Source organism: Haladaptatus sp. DYSN1, assembly GCF_029489995.1.
Classification (GTDB): Archaea; Halobacteriota; Halobacteria; order Halobacteriales; family Halococcaceae; genus QDMS2.
In genome coordinates this window covers 1390678-1412743 of the sequence record NZ_CP120470.1, presented here as the reverse complement: position 1 = coordinate 1412743, position 22066 = coordinate 1390678, and the positions used below count along the sequence as shown (strand labels likewise).

20 protein-coding genes are annotated in these 22066 nt (G+C 62.8%); 11 read left to right on the top strand and 9 right to left on the bottom strand.

Annotated elements, in window-relative coordinates; genetic code table 11:
- Positions 1-45 precede the first annotated feature (45 nt).
- From P0648_RS07625 to P0648_RS07615, 3 genes are all read left to right on the top strand, one after another.
- On the top strand, positions 46-1746 hold the full coding sequence (locus tag P0648_RS07625; RefSeq protein ID WP_276247862.1) for a methylmalonyl-CoA mutase family protein: 1701 nt from the start codon (positions 46-48) through the stop codon (positions 1744-1746).
- 100 nt (positions 1747-1846) lie between these two features.
- On the top strand, positions 1847-3841 hold the full coding sequence (gene acs / locus P0648_RS07620; RefSeq protein WP_276247863.1) for an acetate--CoA ligase: 1995 nt from the start codon (positions 1847-1849) through the stop codon (positions 3839-3841).
- Between the two features lie 112 nt (positions 3842-3953).
- The gene (locus P0648_RS07615) at positions 3954-5564 is read left to right on the top strand and encodes a long-chain-fatty-acid--CoA ligase (RefSeq protein WP_277505805.1); all 1611 of its coding nucleotides are present in this window, start codon (positions 3954-3956) and stop codon (positions 5562-5564) included.
- Positions 5565-5870: 306 nt separating this feature from the next.
- Here P0648_RS07615 and P0648_RS07610 read toward each other — a convergent pair whose 3' ends face one another.
- The 6 genes from P0648_RS07610 to P0648_RS07585 form a co-directional block, all read right to left on the bottom strand.
- Positions 5871-6131 (bottom strand): cox cluster protein, encoded by a 261-nt coding sequence (locus P0648_RS07610; protein WP_276247865.1) that lies wholly within the window; start codon positions 6129-6131, stop codon positions 5871-5873.
- A gap of 239 nt (positions 6132-6370) precedes the next feature.
- Positions 6371-8155 carry a cytochrome c oxidase subunit I gene (gene ctaD / locus P0648_RS07605; RefSeq protein ID WP_276247866.1) on the bottom strand — a complete coding sequence of 595 codons (1785 nt, stop codon included), beginning with the start codon at positions 8153-8155 and terminating at the stop codon, positions 6371-6373.
- A gap of 187 nt (positions 8156-8342) precedes the next feature.
- A complete protein-coding gene (locus P0648_RS07600) occupies positions 8343-8612 on the bottom strand; it encodes a DUF6684 family protein (RefSeq protein WP_276247867.1) in 270 nt (89 codons plus the stop codon).
- 50 nt (positions 8613-8662) lie between these two features.
- On the bottom strand, positions 8663-9067 hold the full coding sequence (locus P0648_RS07595; protein ID WP_276247868.1) for a cox cluster protein: 405 nt from the start codon (positions 9065-9067) through the stop codon (positions 8663-8665).
- Positions 9068-9113: 46 nt separating this feature from the next.
- Positions 9114-9353 carry a C2H2-type zinc finger protein gene (locus tag P0648_RS07590; RefSeq protein WP_276247869.1) on the bottom strand — a complete coding sequence of 80 codons (240 nt, stop codon included), beginning with the start codon at positions 9351-9353 and terminating at the stop codon, positions 9114-9116.
- Positions 9350-10744: a hypothetical protein gene (locus tag P0648_RS07585; protein WP_277505804.1), complete on the bottom strand. Its 1395-nt coding sequence runs from the start codon at positions 10742-10744 to the stop codon at positions 9350-9352. The genes P0648_RS07590 and P0648_RS07585 overlap by 4 nt, the downstream gene beginning before the upstream one ends.
- 100 nt (positions 10745-10844) lie before the next feature.
- Between P0648_RS07585 and P0648_RS07580 the strand changes: the two genes are divergently transcribed.
- Both P0648_RS07580 and P0648_RS07575 read left to right on the top strand, forming a co-directional pair.
- A complete protein-coding gene (locus P0648_RS07580) occupies positions 10845-11699 on the top strand; it encodes a heme-copper oxidase subunit III (RefSeq protein WP_276247871.1) in 855 nt (284 codons plus the stop codon).
- 145 nt (positions 11700-11844) lie between these two features.
- A complete protein-coding gene (locus tag P0648_RS07575; RefSeq protein WP_276247872.1) occupies positions 11845-12900 on the top strand; it encodes a S8 family serine peptidase in 1056 nt (351 codons plus the stop codon).
- A 94-nt stretch (positions 12901-12994) separates the two neighbouring features.
- Here P0648_RS07575 and coxB read toward each other — a convergent pair whose 3' ends face one another.
- Positions 12995-13831, bottom strand: coding sequence for a cytochrome c oxidase subunit II (gene coxB, locus P0648_RS07570; protein WP_276247873.1), 837 nt, complete (start codon positions 13829-13831; stop codon positions 12995-12997).
- A 167-nt stretch (positions 13832-13998) separates the two neighbouring features.
- On the opposite strand from coxB, the gene P0648_RS07565 reads away from it, so the two are divergent.
- From P0648_RS07565 to P0648_RS07545, 5 genes are read left to right on the top strand one after another with little or no spacing between them, the layout of a single operon-like run.
- On the top strand, positions 13999-15348 hold the full coding sequence (locus P0648_RS07565) for a heme o synthase (RefSeq protein ID WP_277505865.1): 1350 nt from the start codon (positions 13999-14001) through the stop codon (positions 15346-15348).
- On the top strand, positions 15345-16019 hold the full coding sequence (locus P0648_RS07560; protein WP_276247874.1) for a hypothetical protein: 675 nt from the start codon (positions 15345-15347) through the stop codon (positions 16017-16019). Before P0648_RS07565 ends, P0648_RS07560 begins: the two co-directional genes overlap by 4 nt.
- 31 nt (positions 16020-16050) lie before the next feature.
- Positions 16051-16284, top strand: a complete 234-nt coding sequence (locus tag P0648_RS07555) for an Rdx family protein (protein WP_276247875.1) — start codon at positions 16051-16053, stop codon at positions 16282-16284.
- Positions 16285-16324: 40 nt separating this feature from the next.
- Positions 16325-17248, top strand: a complete 924-nt coding sequence (locus tag P0648_RS07550) for an ABC transporter ATP-binding protein (protein ID WP_277505802.1) — start codon at positions 16325-16327, stop codon at positions 17246-17248.
- Positions 17245-18006, top strand: coding sequence for an ABC transporter permease (locus tag P0648_RS07545; protein ID WP_277505801.1), 762 nt, complete (start codon positions 17245-17247; stop codon positions 18004-18006). The genes P0648_RS07550 and P0648_RS07545 overlap by 4 nt, the downstream gene beginning before the upstream one ends.
- A 49-nt stretch (positions 18007-18055) precedes the next feature.
- Here the strand turns inward: P0648_RS07545 and P0648_RS07540 are convergent, their stop codons facing one another.
- Both P0648_RS07540 and P0648_RS07535 read right to left on the bottom strand, forming a co-directional pair.
- Positions 18056-19033 (bottom strand): S1C family serine protease, encoded by a 978-nt coding sequence (locus P0648_RS07540; RefSeq protein ID WP_276247878.1) that lies wholly within the window; start codon positions 19031-19033, stop codon positions 18056-18058.
- Between the two features lie 80 nt (positions 19034-19113).
- Positions 19114-19743, bottom strand: coding sequence for a DUF420 domain-containing protein (locus P0648_RS07535; protein ID WP_276247879.1), 630 nt, complete (start codon positions 19741-19743; stop codon positions 19114-19116).
- Positions 19744-19858: 115 nt separating this feature from the next.
- Here P0648_RS07535 and P0648_RS07530 point away from each other — a divergent pair, with 115 nt between their 5' ends.
- Positions 19859-22006 (top strand): CocE/NonD family hydrolase, encoded by a 2148-nt coding sequence (locus tag P0648_RS07530; protein WP_277505800.1) that lies wholly within the window; start codon positions 19859-19861, stop codon positions 22004-22006.
- The last annotated feature ends 60 nt before the right edge of the window (positions 22007-22066 follow it).

Here is a 22066-nt window from a genome sequence, read left to right as displayed (position 1 = left end):
CCGACCCCGGAATCTTAATGAATTTCCGGGCGGAAGCCTACGAGTATGTACGATGATGCCGACCTCGAAAAAATTCGTGAGTCGCGCGAGCAGTGGGAGGACGACACCCTCTCACCCGTTCTCGACGCCTACGGCGAGCGCAGAGACCGGTTCGCGACCGTCTCCAATCTCGAAGTAGACCGCCTCTACACCCCCGAGGACGTAGACGACATCGACTACGAGGAGGACCTCGGAATGCCGGGCGAGGAACCCTTCACCCGTGGCGTGTACCCGACGATGTATCGCGGACGGACGTGGACGATGCGCCAGTTCGCCGGGTTCGGTACCGCAGAGGAAACCAACGACCGCTTCCACTACCTCATCAAGGAAGGGCAGACGGGCCTCTCGACGGCGTTCGACATGCCGAGTCTGATGGGCATCGACTCCGACCACCCGATGAGCGACGGCGAAGTCGGCAAGGAGGGTGTCGCCGTAGACACACTCCGGGACATGGAGGTGCTGTTCGACGGCATCCGCGTGGACGAAGTCTCCACCTCGTTCACTATCAACCCGAGTGCGGCGGTCATCTACGCGATGTACATCGCCCTCGCGGACAAGCAGGGCGTCCCCCGCGACCAGATTCGCGGCACGCTGCAGAACGATATGCTCAAAGAGTTCATCGCTCAGAAGGAGTGGGTCATCCCGCCCGCACCCTCGCTCGACGTGGTCACCGACACCATCGAGTTCGCCGCGAAGGAGACGCCAAAGTGGAAACCAGTCTCTATCTCGGGCTACCACATCCGCGAAGCGGGTTCGACGGCCGTCCAGGAACTCGCCTTCACCCTCGCAGACGGCTTTGCGTACGTCGAAGACGCGATGGACCGCGGCCTGGACGTGGACGACTTCGCGCCACAGCTTTCGTTCTTCTTCAACTCGCACAACTCCTTTTTCGAGGAAATTGCGAAGTACCGCGCCGCCCGGCGCATCTACGCCCGCGTCATGACCGAGTGGTACGGCGCAGAGAAGGACGCGAGCAAGCAACTCAAGTTCCACACCCAGACGGCAGGGCAGAGTCTCACCGCCCAGCAACCGCTCAACAACATTATCCGGACGACGATTCAGGCGCTCGCTGGCGTCCTCGGCGGCACCCAGAGCCTGCACACCAACAGCTATGACGAGGCACTCGCCCTGCCCTCCGAAGAAGCAGTGCGTGTCGCGCTTCGCACCCAGCAGATCATCGCCGACGAGTCGGGTGCTGCAGACATCGTGGACCCGCTCGGTGGCAGTTTCGCCGTCGAGGCACTCACCGATGAGATGGAGCAGAAGACGATGGCATACATCGAGCACATAAAGGAGATGGGCGACGGCTCCGTCCGCGACGGCGTGCTCGAAGGCATCGACCAGGGGTACTTCCAGCGCGAGATTCAGGAGGCCTCCTACGAGTACCAAAAGCGCGTCGACCAGGGCGACGAAATCGTCGTCGGCGTCAACAAGTACAAACTCGACGAAGAGGTCGAACCGGAACTGCTCCACGTCTCCGACGAAGTGCAGGAAAAGCAGTTAGCGCGACTCGCCGAGGTCAAAGCAGAACGCGACGACGAGGCGGTCACGGAGACGCTTGCCGCCCTCGACGAGGCCATCGAGAACGGCGACAACGTGATGCCAGCCATCATCGACGCGGTGAAAGCCTACGTCACGATGGGCGAAATCATGGACGTGTTCAAGGAACACTACGGCGCGTACTCGGAGAAAATCGGGCTGGCGTAAGCGCCACAGTGTTGGCGTCGTGACAGCGGACTCATGCGATTTTTGCCGACGGTAGAACTATGGCACCGTGTACCTAATTTGGGATGAACGGTGTCAACATATGGCTAACGATTCTCAACAGACACTCGAGGCACGACTGAGAGAGCAGGACTACTTCCGACCCTCTCCGAAGTTCGTGGGGCAGGCGAACCAGACCGACCCGGGGATTTACGACCGGTTCGAGGAGGGCTATCCGGAGGCGTTCGCCGAGTACGCGGCGTTGCTCGACTGGGACACCCACTGGGACCAGGTGTTCGACGGGAGCAACCCGCCATTTTTCGAGTGGTTCACGGGCGGGAAGCTGAACGCCTCGTACAACTGCATCGACCGCCATCTGGACGAGCGAAAGAACCAGACGGCGCTACTCTGGGAGGGCGAAGACGGCGAACAGCGAAACATCTCGTATCAGGACCTCTACCGCGAGGTAAACGAGTTCGCCGCACTGCTGCGAGACGTTGGCGTCGAAGAAGGCGACATCGTCACCCTCCACATGCCGATGGTGCCGGCGCTGCCGGTGACGATGCTCGCACTTGCCCGCATCGGCGCACCCCACAGCGAGGTGTTCGCCGGCTTCTCCGCACAGGCACTTGCAGACCGCGTCGACGACGCCAACTCTGACTACGTCGTCACCATCGACGGCTACTATCGCCGCGGCGAACTGCTCAACCACAAGCAGAAGGCAGACGAGGCGATGTCCCTCGCAGACCACGACGTCGAGAACGTCCTCGTCTGGACGCGCGACGAGGACCTGCACCCGGACGTGGAACTCGAAGAAGGCAGAGACCTCCGAGTCGAGGACATGCTCCCGGACTACAAGGGGGCACGCGTAGACCCCGTCTCCCGGGATGCAGAAGACCCCCTGTTCTTGATGTACACCTCGGGGACGACCGGCCAACCGAAAGGCTGTCAACACCGCACGGGTGGGTATCTCGCCTATGCCGCGGGCACCTCGAAGTACGTCCTCGACATCAAACCCGAGGACACCTACTGGTGTATGGCGGACATCGGCTGGATTACGGGCCACACCTACATCGTCTACGGGCCGCTCGCGCTCGGGACGACCAGCGTCATGTACGAGGGCGCACCTGACTTCCCGCACAAGGGACGGACGTGGGAACTCGCAGAGAAGTACGACGTAGACATCTTCCACACCTCACCGACGGCGGTGCGGATGTTCATGAAGTGGGGCGAACAGTACTTAGAAGACTACGACTTCTCGTTCCGTCACATGACGACGGTCGGCGAGCCGATTCAACCGGAAGCGTGGCTCTGGTACTACAAACACGTCGGCAAGGAGGAGGCCGTCATCGTGGACACCTGGTGGCAGACCGAGACGGGCGGCCACCTCATCACCAACCTGCCGGCGCTGAAAGACATGAAACCCGGTAGCGCGGGCGTCGGGTGCCCGGGCATCAAACCGGGCCTGGTCGACGACAAGGGCGACCCACTCGAACCCGCGACGGGACAGGCGGGCAACCTCGTCATCACCCGGCCATGGCCGGGAATGCTCCAGACGGTGTACGGCGACGACGACCGCTTCATCTCGACCTACTGGGAAGACTTCTCCGACACCGATTCCGACGACTGGCGCGACTGGACGTACAAGGCCGGGGACGGCGCAGTCCACGAACGCGACGGCTACTTCCGCATCCTCGGACGCTTAGACGACGTGATGAACGTCGCGGGCCACCGCCTCGGGACGATGGAACTGGAGAGCGCCGTGGCAGAAGTCGAGGACGTCGCCGAGGCCGCCGTCGTCTCGAAAAAAGATGCCCAGAAGGGCGAAGTGCCAGACGTGTACGTCATCCTGCGTGAGGGCGTCGAAGCCAGCGACGACGTCCGACAGCGCATCGTCGGGGCAGTGGAAGACGAAATCGGCAAATTCGCTCGTCCGGCGAACGTCCTGTTCGTCGAGGACCTCCCGAAGACGCGCTCTGGGAAAATCATGCGTCGCCTCCTCGAAAACATCTCGAACGACGAGGAACTCGGGAACACGACGACGCTCCGTGACCCATCCGTCCCGGAGAAGATTCGCGACCAGCTCAAGTCGAACTGAGCACAAATTTCGGTTCCTCTTTTTTCTTGGAGTAATCTCGCCTGCTGGTAAGACTTAACATCTGCCGATGGCGAAAAACCTATGGTCCATTTTACCAAGTTTATCATGATACATGGAAAAACCGCTACTCGTCACCGAGTTTTTGGACAGAGCTCGGACCTATTACGGCGACAAAGAAGGGGTCATCGCGACCACTGGGGAGCGACTGACCTACGACGAAATCGGTGAGCGCGCAGACGGCTTTTCTGCGGCCCTCCAGGCCCGCGGTGTGGAGAAAGGCGACCGGGTGGCAGTGCTCGACCCCAACACCCACTACCACCTCGAAGCCGCCTACGGCAGCATGCAAATCGGCGCGGTTCACACGCCGCTCAACTACCGCCTCGTCCCCCGGGAGTTCGAGTACATCATGAACGACGCCGGCGTCAAGGCCATCTACGCCGACTACGAGTACGTTCCACAAATCGAGCAGATTCGTGACGACATCCCGACGGAAATCTTCATCACGAACGACGCGGCTGCAGTCGAGGGCGACTGGGAAGAGTTCGACGACGTGGTCGCAGAGTCGACCGACTACGAGCGCCCGGAGATGGCTGAAGACGAAGTTATCACCATCAACTACACCTCCGGGACGACGGGCGACCCGAAAGGCGTCATGCGCACCCATCGCTGTGAGACGCTCCACGCCTACCTCATCACCCAACAACAGCGCATTACCGACGAGGACGTGTACCTCTGGACGCTGCCAATGTTCCACGCAAACGGCTGGGGACACATCTTCGCGGTCACCGGCATCGGGGCGCGCCACATCTGTACCCGCGGCATCGACGCAGAGGGAATCTTCGACACGGTCGTCGCAGAGGACGTTTCCTACATGTGTGCCGCACCGACGGTGCTCAACTTGCTGATGGAACACTACGACGAGGCCACGCCACAGACGATTGGGGACAGCGACGTACGCGTCGCCACCGCCGGCAGTGCGCCCCCCGAGGCGACACTCAGAGTGGTCGAAGACGAGTTCGGCTGGTATCTGATGCACGTCTACGGCGCGACGGAGACCGGACCGCTCATCACTACCTCCGACTTCAGGAGTTTCTTCGACGACGATGACGACGGCCGCTTCCGATTCAAGAAGCGCCAAGGCATTGGCTACCTCGGCACGGAGATTCGCGTCGTGGACGCAGACGGCGAGGACGTGCCGTGGGACAACGAAACCCTAGGAGAGGTCGTCGTGAACGGGAATCAGGTCATGGAAGGGTACTGGAACAAAGAGCAGGAAACGCACGAAGCCTTCAACGACCGCGTCGAGGGCTACTACCACATGGGCGACCTCGCGATCGTGGACGAACACGGCATGATTTCGATTCAGGACCGCAAGAAGGACATCATCATCTCCGGCGGGGAGAACATCTCCTCTATCGAACTCGAAGACACCCTGTTCGACCACGACGCCATCGCCGACGTGGCCGTGATTCCCGCGCCGAGCGACAAGTGGGGCGAAACGCCGAAGGCGTTCATCGTGCCCGCAAACGGCGATATTAACAACCCGGGTATCACGCTCGAAGACATCGAGGACTTCTGCCGAGAACGCCTCGCAGGCTACAAAGTCGTCCACAATGTCGAGTTCGTCGACGAACTGCCGACGACGGCGACCGGCAAGGTCCAGAAGTACGAACTGCGCAAGCAGGAGTGGGACGACCAAGACTCGATGGTCGGGCAGGGATAAGGCTAATTAGTTTTCTTTTCCGAGTCTAACACTTATTTGCATCCTCTCCGAGTAGTTATTGATTACCGTGTTCTTCCTCATCGTCTCGCTTGCGTTCATTACTCTCGGGAGTATTTCGATGTACAACCCACAGCGATTACTGGCGTGGTCTTACGGACCACTAATGAAACATGACCCATTAACCGATTCTGGCACCATGTTCTATCAATTCGTTGGGTTCGTGAACGTCTTGATGGGCATTTTCATTCTGTTCACGGAGTCAGACCTACTGTAACTGCGTTAGAAATCAAATCCGTAGAGACACCCCTACTCCACATACCGGTCTGAAACGTAGATAACCAGCCCGAGGACGACGCCGAGCACCACGGCGAGCGTCAATCCGCCGTAGGCGGCAAGGCCGAGCGGGGTCGGCGGGAACGGAATGATGCCGAGAAATTTCGGTGCGAGGATGTCGCCGCTCACGAACGTCCCGAGGATGAGGCCGGTGAGGGCCGCGATGGCGACGACGATGACGTAGATGGTGAGGACGACGCGCCGACCGCGGGTGAGCCCCTGCGTCTGTGCCATACCGGGAGTTAGGAATCGCCGACGATTAGCCTTTTGACCTCGCGGTGCCAACCGCACGTATGTCCGACAAAGAGCTGTTGATGCTCATTCTCGGTGCAATCGCCTCGCTAATGTTCCTCGGCGGCTTCATCCTCGTCCTGTTCTGAGTCGCTGCGGGCGCTCAGACTTCTGTTTTCGACTGACCGCGAACGCGTCGCTCACGACGAGAGCACACAGAAAAATCGACCCGCAAAAACGGCCTATTCGTCTTCGACTTCGCCGCCGTCGGTAGCGACTTCTTCTTCACCGCCGTCCGCGGCGATGAGCGAGCGGTTGAGGCGGTTGCGGTGCCAGACCCACTCGTGACCGAACTGGTTGGTTTCTTCTAAGTCCCACGGGTCTGCGTTCTCCAAGACCGGCCCTTCCATCCAGGAACTGACGACGTTCCAGACGAAGATGAGCGTCCCGACAGCGATGAGGAACGCGCCGAGGGTCGCAATCTGGTGGAGTGCCGTGATGGCCTCCATCGGCGTGATAGCCGGGTTGAAGTCGTAGGTCGCGTAGCGACGCGGCATGCCGAGGTAGCCGAGGATGAGCATGCCGAAGAACGTCAGGTTCGTCCCGATCATGACGAGCCAGAAGTGCCACTTCGCGAGCGTGCGCTGGTACATCCGACCGGTGACGATTGGGAACCAGTAGTAGAGCGCGCCAAAGAGGCCGAAGCCGATGACGCCCATCACGATGTAGTGGAAGTGACCAACGACGTAGTAGGTGTCGTGGAGCACGAGGTCCACCGGAATCGAGGCGAGGAACACGCCGGTCACGCCGCCGATGATGAAGTTCGAGATGAACCCGATACAGAACAGCATCGGGGCGGTAAGCCGGAGCTTCCCGTTCCAGAGGGTCGTAATCCAGTTGAACGTCTTGACTGCACTCGGTATCGCGATGGCGAGCGAGACGGCCATGAACGAGGCCCGCAGACGTGGGTCGATACCCGTAGAGAACATGTGGTGGGCCCAGACGCCGAACGAGAGGACGCCGATGGCGAGCGTCGAGTAGACGACGAACTTGAAGCCGAACAGTTTCCGGCCCGCGAACTTTGGCAGGATGTAGCTGACCAGTCCCATCGGCGGCAGCACGAGGATGTACACCTCGGGGTGGCCGAAGAACCAGAACAGGTGCTGCCAGAGGATGGGCGACCCGCCGCCGACAGTGAAGAACGTCGTCGCGAAGTTCCGGTCGAGCAGGAGCATCACGATAGCGCTGCCGAGCAGTGGGAATGCGAAGAGCACGAGGCCGGACTGGGTCAGGATGGTCCACGAGAAGATGTCGAGGTTAGCCCAGTTGACCTTGCTTCCGCGTTCTGTGAAGATGGTGACGATGAAGTTGATGGCACCCATGGTGGCAGAAACCCCGGAAAGGTGCAGTCCCAACAACATCAGGTCCACGCCGGGGTTTGCCTGTTCAGCAGACAGCGGCGTGTACATCGTCCAGCTGGTCTGGGCGGCCTGAATTTGCCCGCCCGTGAGTGGGTCGAGGAAGAAGCCAGCCCAGATGAGGAGTGCCGCCGGTGGCAGGAGCCAGAAGGCGATGGCGTTGATGCGTGGGAACGCCATGTCGTCTGCCCCGATGAGCAGCGGGATGAAGTAGTTCGAGAACGCCGCAATCATCGGCGTCCCGAACAGGAACAACATCGTAATACCGTGACTCGTGAGCAGCCCGTTGTAGAGGGTTGGCTCGATGAGGTCCTGTGCGGGTGCCGCGAGCTCGATACGCATGAGCAGGACCGCGAGGCCACCCCAGACGAACGCAATAATCCCGTAGAGTCCGTAGAGGATGCCGATATCTTTGTGGTCAACCGTGGTCAGCCAGCGGATAAGTCCCGCAGGCTTCTCCTCGTGAGCGGTGCCTGTCTCTCGTCTGTAGCCCCCGCCACCCGACAGCGGAGCGTACGAGCGCCAGTCCTCGACGCGCGAGAGCCAGGCAGCGACGGCGATGAGGAATACCCCCATCAACACCGTCAGTGCTAACTGTCCATTCGCCATGCTCGCCCCTCGGAACCACAGGGTAAAGAATGGTTAGGTTCCGTCCCCGCGGCGGCCGGTTTTCCCGGCAAAATAGGTCGCAAATTGGCGGCGCTCAGCCCCATTCGTGAGGGGTGATATTAGGGGCAGTTCGAGACGCGTCACTCAGCGGGCAAAAAATCGTCGAAACGAGGGCCCTGTGGACTGCTCAGTGGGTCTCGTACGGATTTTCCATGTTCTCGTTCTGTTCGATTTCACGCTCACCGGTCGAAATCGCCTTGCCGGCGTAGTAGGTGAGGATACCCATCGAGATGAAGGGGATGAGGAGGAGGCCGTACTGAAGGCTCGATTTCTCGAGGTTGAACCCCCACGGGTTGAAAATGGCGAACCCGATGATGAAGAACAGGATGATTCCCATCGGAATCATGTTCACCGTGAGGTCGAGCCACGTATCCCGGTCGAAGAGCGGTGTTGCCATCGTTGGGGGATGCTACGGCCACCGGAATAAATAGATTGTTGGTTCGGCGTTCAGAGACGAGCGGGTTCTGCGACCGCGCCGACGACACCACCGATGGCGAGGATGGCCCCCGAGAGAAGAATCGACAGGCCACGGAAGACGAGGCCGTTCATCGCTTCGAGTGCGGCGACGACGGCGTCGAGCGAGAGTCCGGCGGTCTGTGAGAGCACGAGGCCAGCCCCAACGACGAGGAGGAACACGCCGATACCCGAGAGGAGGGGCCACGGCGTCTCGATGTGGTCGGATTCTTGCAGGATGCCGGTCACGCTCCCTGCAAACAACAGGAGGCCGCCGACAGCGAGAGGAAACAACGCCATGACGATGCCGACCTCGGAGATGGCGAGGCCGAGGGCGACGAACACCGGCCACGGACTGGCCCGGCTGTACTGGTCGCTCAATCCCGCTTGTTCGTCCATGGACGCGACTAGGGAGTGGCGATAGAAAGGGGCATCGGAACGCCACTCAGGCGAACAGCGAATAGGCGAACAGGAAGCCGAAGTAGAGGAACACGAGGGCGGCGAGCGCCTTCAATCGGAACGTTCGGAGGTCGGCTTCCTCTTCGTCGCGAGCGGTCTCGACCGCCTCACGCTCTGCGGGGGTCAGCTTGCCGTCGTGTTCGAGGCCGAGGTGCAATGCCTGCCACTGTTCGCGGGCGAATCGCTGGTCACAGTACGGACACGAGGTGGGTGCTTCGTCGGTCATACGAACGGGGGAGTGAGGACTGGTTCTGCGACGATCCAGAGGCTGACCATGGTGTAGAACATCATCACGGCGATGTAGGGGTACTGGCTGCGCACGGCCTGCAATCGTGACGGGAACAGGTCGTAGGCGGTGGCGTGGGCTACCCAGATGGCCCCGAGGTGGCCAAGCAGGACGAACGTGAGGTTGACGCCGCCGAACCACGACGGAAGCGGGAGGACGGGCACGTCCGGTGGGGGCGAGAAGGGGGAGGCCGCGACGGTCACCAGCGCGGGCGACAGCGAGAGAAAGTAACCGAGGAAGTGCGCGAGGTGGTAGCCGGCGGCGATGGCGAGCAGCGACGGGGCGAATCGGTTCGCGAGCGTACGCGGTGGCAAATACGTCTCCGCGTACTCGATGCTTTTCGTCGTCGCGAGGCGGTAGGCTCCGAGGAACAGGGCGAACCCGGCGAGGATGGCGGCCGGGTAGAGGATGACTGCGGGCACGCCGAGGCCGACGAGCCACGTCGCGAAGTCCACCCACGCGGGCGTGGTGACGAGTCCGTCGTACGTGGTGACCCAGAGAATCGCGATGACGAAGGCGATCTCGTCCGGGCCGGTGACGAAGCGCGTCTCGGAGAGAGCGGCCCCGGGAAGGCGGAAGCTGAGCCCATCTTTCGTGCGCTTGAAGGGGGCGACCCGCCCGTAGTACCGAAACACCCGCGAGACGGGGTCGACAGTCGAAAACCACGTCTCGGGACCGTAGACGACGGCTCCGGTGAGCGTGACGACGGTGTAAGCGAGCACCACCGTAGCGAGCAAGTCGGCCTGGTCTGCGAGCGGACTCACGACTTCGAGCCAAACGAGTGCGAGCAGGCCGGCGACGCTCGGCCACGCGCCGAGACTCTCGGGGTACGGCGCATCGAGTGCGGGCAATGCCTCCGCGAGGGTGCGCCACGGGTTCACTGCCTCCCAGGTGTTCCCGAGGAGGTAGACGGAGATGGTGTACCCAGCCCACCAGCCGACCCAGACGGTCAGGATTGCGAGATTGCTGAGGGGGAACTGTGGACCGAAGAGTCCGAAGTAGAGCACCGCGCCGAGGCCGACGACGCCGACGAGTTTGAGGACGAGGGCGAACACCGTCTCGCGGGGGACCGAGAGGAGTCGGTGCCATTCGTGGACTGCGTCGATGAACCCGCGGTTCGTGACGAAACTCGCTAGCAGGAACGACGCGCCGATGACGCCGCCGCCGGTCATGAGAAAGAGCCACGTCGGAATGGCGAGTTCCTCGGGGGTGGCAGAGCGCAGACTCCCACCGTGGGCGAGTGCGCGGCCGGTTGCGAGCGCGGACACGAGGAGAATAACCGTAACACGGCGGAGCCATCTGCGACCTCTCAGGGGGGCTCGGTCGCTCATTGTCCGGCGGTAGTCGTGGCACGAACGTGTACCTTCCGAAAGCACTTCCTGGCAAACGCGGTTGGGAGGGTTTTTAGTATTCCACTGTAAACGTCCGACCATGAGCGTAGAAGACGCATCGGATGACCACGGTGGTCACCACCACCTCCCCGCGGTCGAGGACTGGCCACGCGGGTTCGGTGAGGCGAGTTGGTGGCCGTTTATCACCGCCCTTGGTGGTGCTGGGCTGTACACCGGCGCGGGCCTGTTCGTGCTCGGTCGGGGTGAAGACGCACTCGTCGACCCGATGGCCGGGCCGGCGGTGTTCATCGCCAGTACTTTCCTCTTCCTCGCCGGCCTCTACGGCTGGCTGTACCACGCCTTCGTCGTGAACTTCTGGGAAGGCGGTTCCCACAGCAAAGGCCTGCGCCTCGGAATGGTCACGTTCCTCGGGTCTGAAGTCGCAACCTTCGGTGCCGGGTTCGTGTACTACTTCTTCATCCGTGCAGGCGCGTGGCCGCCAGAACACATACCTCACGGGTTCCTCGGTGCACTCGTCATCGGGAACACCATCCTGCTGATTCTCAGCAGTATCACACTCCACTACTCACACGTCGCCCTCCGGAAGGGCAACCGGACGCGATTCATCCAGTTGCTCGCCGCGACGCTACTCCTGGGTATCGTCTTCCTGTTCGGGCAGGTGTACGAGTACTACGAGTTCATCGTCGTTGAAGGCTTCACGCTCACCGAGGGCGTGTTCGCGAGCGCCTTCTTCGGCCTGACGGGCCTTCACGGCCTCCACGTTTCGATGGGAGCTGTCCTTCTCGGCATCGTGTTCGTCCGCGCACTCAAAGGGCAGTACTCAGCAGAGCGCCACGTCTCCGTCTCGACGGCCTCGATGTACTGGCACTTCGTCGACGCAGTGTGGGTCTTCCTCGTCGTCGTGCTGTACGTCGGCGCGGTGTACTCCCTGTAGTCGCCCACTCCTTTTTCGGCCTCCCATCGCCTGAGCGACGGCACCTCTTGCCGACACTGCCTGTCGAACATCGAGACATTCCAGGAATCGTGAATAATCCTTAACAGTTTGACACAGGAATTATTAGCTGTGGTTCTCTGTGACGATGATTGATAAGCTCTGCTACCTCGACGAACCTGCAGTCCTCGACGGCTTAGACTGTACCGTCCACGAAACCTACGAGTTCGGCGAAGCCGGGAGCGCGGTCCACGTCGGCGCAACTCCCGGGGGCTTCAGACAGCTGCGTGCGGACGACCGCGTAAACCGCGTCGAGGAGAACCTGCTGGTTCGCGTGCCCTACGAACCCGCCTTCGTGAACGAGGAAAAATCCTCGCTCGCGACCATCGAAGACATCAGGCAAGTCCATTCGATTCCCCGCAACGGTTCGACCGGCGACGGCGTCACGGTCGTCGTCCTCGATTCGGGTGTGGACCCGAGCCATCCCGTCTTCGACGAGACAGCGATGCGCGAGGTGGACGTGACCGAGGAAGGGGGCGGCGACGCAATCGGCCATGGAACCGCCGTTTGCGGACAGTTGGCTCGCCTCGCGCCAAATGCCGACCTCGTCTCGCTTCGCATCTTCGGCCAGCGCGGGCGCACCCGTACTGACACCGTCCTCCGCGCCTACGAGTGGCTCCACAAAAACCGGTCGGCCTACGACGTGGTCGTCATGTCCTGGGGGACAGAGCGTCGGTCGCCCGCCCTCGACCGCATCCACGAACACCTACTCGACGCTGGAATCCGCGACGTGGTCGCCGCGGGCAGTTCAGCGGCGCGCAACGGCAGTCCGGCGACAGCCAAGCGCACCCTGAGCGTCGGCGCGTGTACGATGGACAGCGAACGCGCCTCGTTTTCTGCGACCACGCCCGGTCGGGACAACCCGGACGTCCTCGCCATCGGCGTGGACGCGCGCCTCGCGCAGGCAGGCCGGACGAAGATGGGTATCGACCTCGCGGGCCAGTGGGTCAAAGCCTCCGGCACGTCGGTGGCTGCTCCGACGGTGGCCGGACTCGCCGCACGGTATCTCGAACGGTTCCCGGAAGCTACTCCAGAGACGCTCAAACGCGATTTCGAAGCGGCAACGACGGCGAAGACCGAGGGTGGGGCCGGAGTTATCGATTACAGAGAGACGGTCGCACAGGCGATCCGACGAGCAGGCTAACCGGGCCGCTGGCTCACTGCGGATGAAAACAGAGAGAAGAGGTGTGGTTACAGAAAATCAAAGAGAAAGCCCACGACTGCAGTCGTGGGAGAAGTCACGCGGCGAGTTTGGCCGTGGAGTTGTTGCTCGCGGCCGTCGTGTTGTTGCCGCCCGCCGTGGTGTTGTTGCCGCCAGACGTCGTGTTGTTGTTACCGGCTGGCGCTTCTTCTGCGCTCTGTTGCTGTTGTTGAATCCACGCGTCGTAGGTCTCGCCGTCGGTGACGTTCACTTCACCGAGCATCGCGGAGTGACCGACGCCACAATACTCAGCACAGTAGAGCTGGTAGGTGCCCTCACCGGACGGGTTCACCTTCGTCTTGATGGTGTGGGTCTCACCGGGGAAGGCGTCCTGCTTGAGGCCCAACTCCGGCACGTGGAAGGCGTGCAACCAGTCTGTAGAGGTTATCTTTAGATACACCGGGCGGTCGGATGGGATGACCATCGTGTCCGAAGCGTTCACCCCGTGTTGTGGATAGTGGAACGTCCAGAAGTACTTCTGTGCGGTGACTTCGACCACCACAGCGTTCTCTTCCTCGATGTTCTCGGCTGCGTCTTCTGGGGCGGTGACGAACTCGTTGCCAAGCACCTGGTAGGAGGCGACACCGACGAAGAGCAGGATAATCGCGGTGGCAACGGTCCAGGTGATTTCGAGCCGACGGTTCTCCTGAGTCGGTTTCGCTTCATCCGACTTGCGGAACTTGAGGACGGCGTAAATGAGGATGCCCTCGGTGAGAATTGTAATCGGAATCGCGACGTAGAGGAGTTTGCTGTTCAACCCATCGATGAGCCCCTTTGTAACCGACGTCGCTTCTTGCGCAGCCACTGGTTCGACGACGAACGCAAGAAGCGCTACGGAGAGCAGGGTCCCGAATCCGACGCGCTTGTAATTCATCCTTGGTTGGGCTTAGAAAGAGGGGCATAAATACCTAACTTTCCCCTCTCCGTGCGCGGAAAGCGCGGGGAATAAATAGCCACGCATGGAACGTCCGAGTAAGAGGGTACGTTATCGTGTCCGACGCCACTGCTCCAAAATTTACCACGTTGCTCACCGGTGCAGCGATGGGTGTCTACCTGCTGGTGGTCGTCGGCGCAACCGCCTCACTCACCGACGCAGCGGCCGCCTGTTCTGGCTGGCCGGTCTGTGGTGGCGGCGGATTCGACCTTTCTGACCCGGCTATCGTCGTCGCACTCGGCCATCGTCTCGTCGCCGCGCTCGTCGGCTTACTCGTGTTACTCGCCGTCGTCCGCGGCCTCCGCGGAGCCGCCTCCCGCCGGGTCAAACTCGTCCTCACGGCCGTCACCGCGCTCTACCCGGCGCAAATCGGCCTCGGCGCGCTCGTCGCCACGACCGGCGCGACCGCGAGTCTGCCGACCGCCCACCTCCTCGTCGGCATGGCCATCTTCACCGGCCTCGTCGTCGCACTCGCCTGGACCCTAGAGGAGGAGACGGCCCAGTTCAGCAACGAACCACACGAAGGCGAGGAGCCAGAGCCAGCACAGGCTCCCGACCACGTCACCCCGCTCAAAGAACGCCCGCTCGCCGCCCGCGCGAAGGCGACCATCTGGGCGTACTTCCAACTCATGAAACCGCGGCTGATGTGGCTGCTCGCACTCGTCGCCGCCGCCGGTATGGCGCTCGCCTCCGGCCCGGGACTAAGCATTCGCACCGTCGTTCTCACGCTCACGGGCGGCGTCCTCTCGATTGGCGCGAGCGGGACGTTCAACCACGTCCTCGAACGCGACATCGACCAGAAGATGGAACGCACCTCGAAGCGCCCGCTTGCGACCCACCAGGTGCCCGTCCGCAACGCGCTCATCTTCGGCTTCGCGCTCACGGGCATCTCGCTCTGGGTGTTCGCGCAGGTCAACCTGCTCGTGGCCGCCCTCGGCCTCACCGCAATCCTGTTCTACAGCGTCATCTACACGCTCGTCCTCAAACCGAACACCGTTCAGAACACGGTGCTTGGCGGGGCTGCGGGCGCACTGCCCGCACTCATCGGCTGGGCCGCCGTCACCGGCGACATCGGCCTTCCGGGCCTCGCGCTCGCGGGCGTCATCTTCCTCTGGACGCCGGCGCACTTCTACAACCTCGCGCTGGCGTACAAGGACGACTACGCCCGCGGGGGCTTCCCGATGATGCCCGTCGTCCGCGGTGACGCGCTCACGCGAAAACACATCCTCTGGTACCTCGCGGCGACGCTCGTCGGCGCGAGCATCCTCGGCACGGTCACAACGCTCGGCTGGCTGTTCGCGTTCACGACCGTTGCCCTCGGTGGCGTGTTCCTCTGGGCGGTGGTCAAACTCCACCGCGAGCGGACGACCGACGCCGCATTCCGCGCGTTCCACGCCTCGAACGCCTACCTCGGGATGTTGCTGCTCGCCATCATCGTCGACGCCCTCGTCCTATGAGTATCACAAATCGCACGTTCAGCCTGCCGCGTCCGCGTCAGTCCACTCTGATGTGGGGGGCGCTGCTCGTCAACACCGAATTGTTGCTCGTCATCGCCTACCTCCAGGTTTCAGACGCGCAGCCGACGCTGGCGTCGCTGAAGTACTACATCTATCCGTGGGTCTGGATCAACGTCTCCCTCTGGGCGCTCATCCGGACGACACCCGCGCCGACGAGCCCCGAACACCGACGGCTCGCAAAAGCCGTCGCCGTCGGTTACTTTGTCGTCCTCGGCATTGCAGGCGGCATCGTCGGTCCAGCCTCGGGCCTCCAGCCGACGGGTCTGCGCCTCGCAGTGCTCTCGATTCCGCCCGGTTGGGGACCGGCGCTGCTCTACGGCGGCGAAGCCATCCGCTTTGCGCTGATGCCGTACAATCTGCTCGGCTACCTCGCGCTCGCCTACCTCGTCTACGCGACGGTCATCGACGCGGCGAGCTCGGCGATTACGGGCATCCTCGGGCTGCTCTCGTGTGTCTCCTGTTCGTGGCCCATCCTCGCCTCAATCGTGAGCGGCTTCGTCGGGAGTTCAACGGCCATCGCCGGCGCGGTGTACGCCCAGTCCTACGGCCTCTCGACGGCCGTGTTCGTCGTCACCGTCGGGTTACTCTACTGGCGGCCGTTCGGTCGGTGAAGCTAACCGTCCGGCGACGTACCCTCTTCACATGACCGACGTGGAAATCACCTACTGCGTGCCCTGTGGCTTTCTCCCGCGCGCAGAGGAGCTTCAACACGCGATTTGCACCTCTTTCGAAGGACACCTCGACAGTCTCACCCTCAGAATGGGTGACCACGGCGTCCTCCGGGTGACGGTCGACGACACGGTCGTCTTCGACAAGGCCGACGACGACTACGACGTGGACGCCATCGTCCGCGAGTGTCGCAATCACGTACGCTGAAACCGAACCCCTTACGACCCGGACGAGTCTGCATTTATGTATGACTGACGTACTCGTCTGCGAGGACGTCCAACGGAAATACGGCGACACCGTCGCCCTCGACGGCGTTTCGCTGACCGTCGCAGACGGCGAAGTGTTCGCGCTCATCGGCCCGAACGGCGCGGGCAAGACCACCCTCGTCCGGGCGTTGACGGGGACGACCGACGCCGAGGGAACCATCTCCGTCTTCGGCGACCCACCGGCCGAGGCAGACCGCGCTCGCATCGGCCTGCTCCCCCAGTCGTTCGATCCCCCAGAGCGCCTCACGCCCCGCGAACTGCTCCACTATTACGCCGGCCTCTACGAGGAAGGCAACGACCCAGACGACCTGCTCTCGCTCGTCGGCCTCGAAGAGTCGGCCGACACCTGGTACGAAAAGCTCTCGGGGGGCCAACAACGACGCACCTGCGTCGCCATCGCGCTCGTAAACGACCCGGACCTGCTGTTCCTCGACGAACCGACGACGGGCATCGACCCCGCCGGCAGACGAGCCATCTGGGGCCTGCTCGAAGACCTCGTCGCCTCCGGGACGACGCTCTTTCTCACGACCCACTACATGGAGGAGGCCCACCGCCTCGCCGACCGCGTCGGCCTGCTCTCTGCGGGCAAACTTGTGGAGGTCGGCCCGCCCAACGAACTCGTCGCAGACTACGGCGGCGAGAGTCGCCTGACCTTCGAGACGAGCGCCCAGACCGCAGACCTCGCGGGGACGGGCTACCGCGTCGAGGCGAGTGAGCATTCGCTCACCATCTTCGACGTGCCGCCTGAGCAAATCGGCGAGGTGGTGGCCGCCCTCGAAGCCCGCGGCGTGACCTACGACGCGCTCTCGTGGAGCCAGCCAACGCTCGAAGACGTCTACCTCAGGCTCACCGGGTCCTCGTTCGCCGACGACGATGCCCTTGCAGAACCGGAGGCAGCGCGATGAGTCCACCGAGTCGCGTCGCCGCGGAGTTCGTCGCCGCGTGGCGCTCGTTCACCCGTCGTCGGACGGCCGTGTTCTTCACGTTCTTCTTCCCGGCACTGCTCGTGCTCATCTTCGGCGCGCTCGTCCAGACGCAACCAACCGGTGGCGGCCTGTTCGCGGAACCCGCGGGCTACTACGTCCCCGGCTATCTCGCCGTCGTCGTGCTGTTTACGCCCCTTTCGCGGGTGGGGAGCGAAGTCGCTCGTCACCGCGAAGGCAACCGGTTCGAGAAACTGGCGACGACCCCCCTCAGACGGTGGGAGTGGCTTGCGGGCCAGACGCTCGTGAACGTCGTCATCATCGGGATTGCCGCGTTGCTGTTGCTCGGCATCATTCTGCTCACGACGGGCGCGGACATCATCCTCTCGCCGGTCATCCTGCCGTTCCTCGTCGTCGGCGTCGCCCTGTTCTGTGGCCTCGGGGCGATTCTCGGCAGCACCGCCGGGTCTCAGGACGGCGTCATCGCGGCGAGCAACGCGATTGCCCTGCCGCTGTTGTTCCTCTCTGAGACGTTCATCACGCCCGACTTGCTGCCCGAATGGTTCCGCCCGGCGATGGAACTCTCGCCGCTCACCTACTTCGCCCGCGGCGTCCGCGCTGTGACCTACGGGCCTGTAAGTGGTGGGCCGACAGCGTGGATAGAATCGTTCGTCGTCCTCACGGTGCTCGCGGTCGTCGTCTTCGGCGTGGGTGCGGTGCTCATTCCGACGACGGACTGATATGATTCGAGCGGAAGCCCACGACTGAAGTCGTGGGAGGAGGTCAAGCTCAGGCGACCGATATTCTGCGGGCGGGTTTCGGCCGCGTGCCGAGCGTGAGCGTCTCGGTGAGGCGTTCGCCGTCACGGATGATTTCGACCGTGAGCGGTTCCTCCGGGCGAGTCTCCAGAATTAAGTATCGCATGAGTTCCTCGTGGGCGCGAATCGGGTGGCCGTTTACGCCAACGATGATGTCGCCGCCGACGGGAACCTCCTGACCGCGAACCTCCTTCGTGCCGTGACATCCGACGAGTGCGCCGCTCGCCGGGCCGAGGCTTACGTCCGCGACGAGTACGCCCTCTGGGTGGTCGAGGTCGTTTGCCTCCGCGATGGTCGGCGAGACGTCGATGGTGCGAACCTTCAGATACGAGTGGTTGAACTCGCCGTGTTCGATGAGTTCCGGAACGACTCGGTTTATGATTTCTGCGGAGATGGCGAAGCCGATGTTGTCCCCGCCGCGCGCCCGGTTTACGCCGACGACTTCGCCGGCGAGCGTGACGAGTGGGCCGCCACTGTTGCCGGGGTTGATGGGAGCGTCGGTCTGGACGGTGTCGGGAATAGAGAAGCCGTCCTGAGTTATCATCGAGCGATTCGACCCGCTCACGACGCCCGCGCTGATGGAGCCCTCTAAGCCCATCGGGTTGCCGAGTGCGGCGACGTACTGGCCCGGCCGAGGATTGGTCGACGCGATTGGCAGGGGGTTCGCGTAGTCGGGGAGGTCTGTGACTTCGACCACGGCGAGGTCGGTGTAGGCGTCCGTGCCGACGACGGTGCCGACGCGCCAGTCACCCTCGCTGAAGCGAATGTCCACCTCGGGTGCCGTGGTCACGACGTGCTGATTCGTGACGATGTAGCCGCGGCCGTCTCTCGCGTCGTAGACGAACCCGGACCCGGAGCCGTTGTAGCGCCCGCCGTGGAGAACGTACAGCGACACGACGGAGGGAATCGTCTCGCTGTACAGGGTTTCGTAGGTGTGATTTTGCGTCATAGGTCAGACAGCTAGCGTCCGCGCTGGCTGCCTTTACCTGTGGTTAGGGTCGCTGAGAAGATAAGGCGTGTGCAGAACTGTCACGGCCGACGCAGGCCGAGCGTTGGGAGCAGGAACAGTGCCCCGCGATGGAGTGGTTCCCACGCGTAGATGTGGTTGAGCAGGAGGTAGGTGACGATGCCGAGGCCGAGACTGAGCGTCCACGCGGCGACGGCGATGCGGCCGACTTTCGCGTGATTCGTCCGCTTCAGTTCTTCCGGTGTGTGCGTCAGTCCGAGGACGACGGCGAAGATGACCACCGGCACGGACACCACCGAAAGGAGGATGTGGACGGCGAGCATGATGAGGTAAGGGATTTTCACCAACTCGGGCCCGACGAACGCCTTCTCGAAGCCGCCGCCGACCTTGAGCAGGTAGACGACGAGGAACAGCAAGATGAGCCCGAATGCGGTGAGCATCGCTGCCCGATGTTTGCGAATCTCGCCGCGCTTGATGAACCGCCAGCCGGCGAGCAGCGCGAGCAGCGCCGCCGAGTTGATGACGGCAATCAGGTCAGACAGCAGGATGACCGTCTCGTTGCTAATCTGCGGGAAGATGTCGATGACGCCGGCGAACACGCCGATGACGAGGGCGTAGCCGACCACCGACAGCAGGATGGTGAGCGTGCGCGGATTCTCCTTCGCCCAGGAGGTACCACTGGCAGTAGCCATTGGTCGGGAGTAGCCACCGGTCGGCTATGTGTCTTTGCGTTTTGCGCCACCGCACGGGGACCTTTGGACGATTCCACTAGCCCACTTTTGAGGATACTCCGTCTGGGTTGATTCAATGCGAGAGCGACACAATCTCAATCGACGAAGCGTCCTCCGGGCGGCGGGAGCACTCGCGGGCGCTGGCCTGCTTTCGACCACCAGCGAAACGGCCTTCGCGGCCGAGGTTCAGGACGGCATCGAGACGACGACGGGGACGTCAGAACCCGACTACGAGGCCGCCCCGGCGTATCACGAGTACGTCCAGACAGAATTCGAAATCGACGGGCAAGCAGAAGACCCGAAACTGTACGGTGAAATCATCCGCCCGCGCGACCCGGAGACGGGCGACCTCGTCGAAGACGTGCCAGTCATCCTCACCTACTCGCCGTACAACGATCTTCGGAGTCCGAACCGCGAGGCTCCGGACACCCTCGCGCCGACCGAAGACTCCGGTGAGAGCAAATCGACGGCCGATGACGCCACCTCACAGTACTTCGTGCCCCGGGGCTATGCCCGGGCGATGTTCGACCTCGTCGGGACGCGAAACTCGGGCGGGAAGTACGACTACGGGGGCATCCGCGAGCGCAAAACGGCCGCGCAACTCGTCGAATGGTTCGCAGCCCAGCCGTGGACCAACGGCAAGGTCGGCATGATAGGCGGGTCCTACGATGGCACGACGCAGTGGGCCGCAGCCATCGAGCAACCACGGGGCCTCGCCACCATCGTCCCGCAGGTAGCCATCGACCGCTGGTACGACTACGCCTACATCGAAGGCGTTCGCTTCGACACGTTCGGGACGCCACACCTGTTCGACTTCGGGTTCTCCGTGGCCCCGCCGCTCGACGCAGACCCCGAAATCGTCGAGACCATTCTCGAACACGCCCAGCCCGGTGACCGCCTCGAACACACCGTCGAATCCTCCGAGTTCGACGTGCTGTATGACGAATTCTGGGACCGCCGCGACTACAAGGCCAAGGCAGACCAGATTCAGTGTTCAGCCTACGTCGAAGGCGGATGGCTCGACGACAACGTCAAACACTGGGACTCGACGCGGATGTACAACGCTCTGCCCGACGACGCGCCGAAGAAACTCGTCATGGGCCAGTGGGGGCACGACGTGAACCAACTGCCAGACGCCCTCGACGTGCGCCACGCGTGGTTCGATTACTGGCTCAAAGGCCTCGATACCGGCGTCATGGACCTGCCACAGGTGGACACGCAGATTAATACCGGAAGGCGGTACCAGTACGACGCGCCGTCGTTCCCACCCGAAGACACGCCCGAAGTCGCGTTCCCGCTCGTCCGGTCCGACCCCGACCCGGGCGAACTGGCGCTTCGCGGCGCGAGCATCCCTACCTACGAGGACACCCTCGAAGGCGTCGACGAGGCCACGATGCTTTCGGAAGACGGGGCCGGAGAGACACATCTCCTGTTCGAGACCGACCCGCTCGCAGACTCGCTCCGGTTTTCCGGAACGCCCGTCCTCGACCTGCTCGCGAACACCACCGACGATTCGGCGCACTTCGCCATCCTCGTCTACGAGCGGACGGTGGACGGTTCGACAGAACTGGTCGCCCGCGGCGCACGCAACGCGAAAAATCGCCACAGTCTCCGCGAACATTCGGACGTCCCGACTGACCAGCCGTATCGCGTGCCCGTCGAAGCCATCGACATCGACCACGAAATCGCCGCCGGCAACCACCTCGGCCTCGCCATCGCCGCCGACAACACCGACTTCATCCGCGAGGACCCGGACGGCAGCGGTACCCACGAAGTCGTCCTTCGCGCACCCGACGGGACGGGCGGGACGGCACTTCGCCTACCCATCATCGACGGGACGGCGACCGCAGGCGAGAACGCGACGGTTCTGCCCGACGTAGACGTAACCCGGTCTGACGACGGGAGCGTGTTCTACGGCGGCCAGACGAATCAGGTCACGCTCGACCTCGCCGTCGCCGACGCTCCGGTCATGCTCCGGGAACCCGTCCCCGAGGGCTGGTCGGTGGTCGGCGGCGACGGCACCGTGAGCGACGGCTACGTCACGTTCGCAGAACGCACGCAGGGAGCGAACGTCTCGTACTTCGCAGAGGCCCCCGACGACCTCGCCGCGACCGGCGAGTACACCTTCGGGCCAGTCGAGTTCAGTCCCGACGACGGCGCGACGTGGGTGACGCTCTCTGAGACGACGGACACCAACACCGTTCTCGGCGTAAGCGAGACCTAATCCGGGCACGCTGTTTTCGCTATCTCGCCCGTGGATGTCGGTTCCGGTAGAGTAAAATTG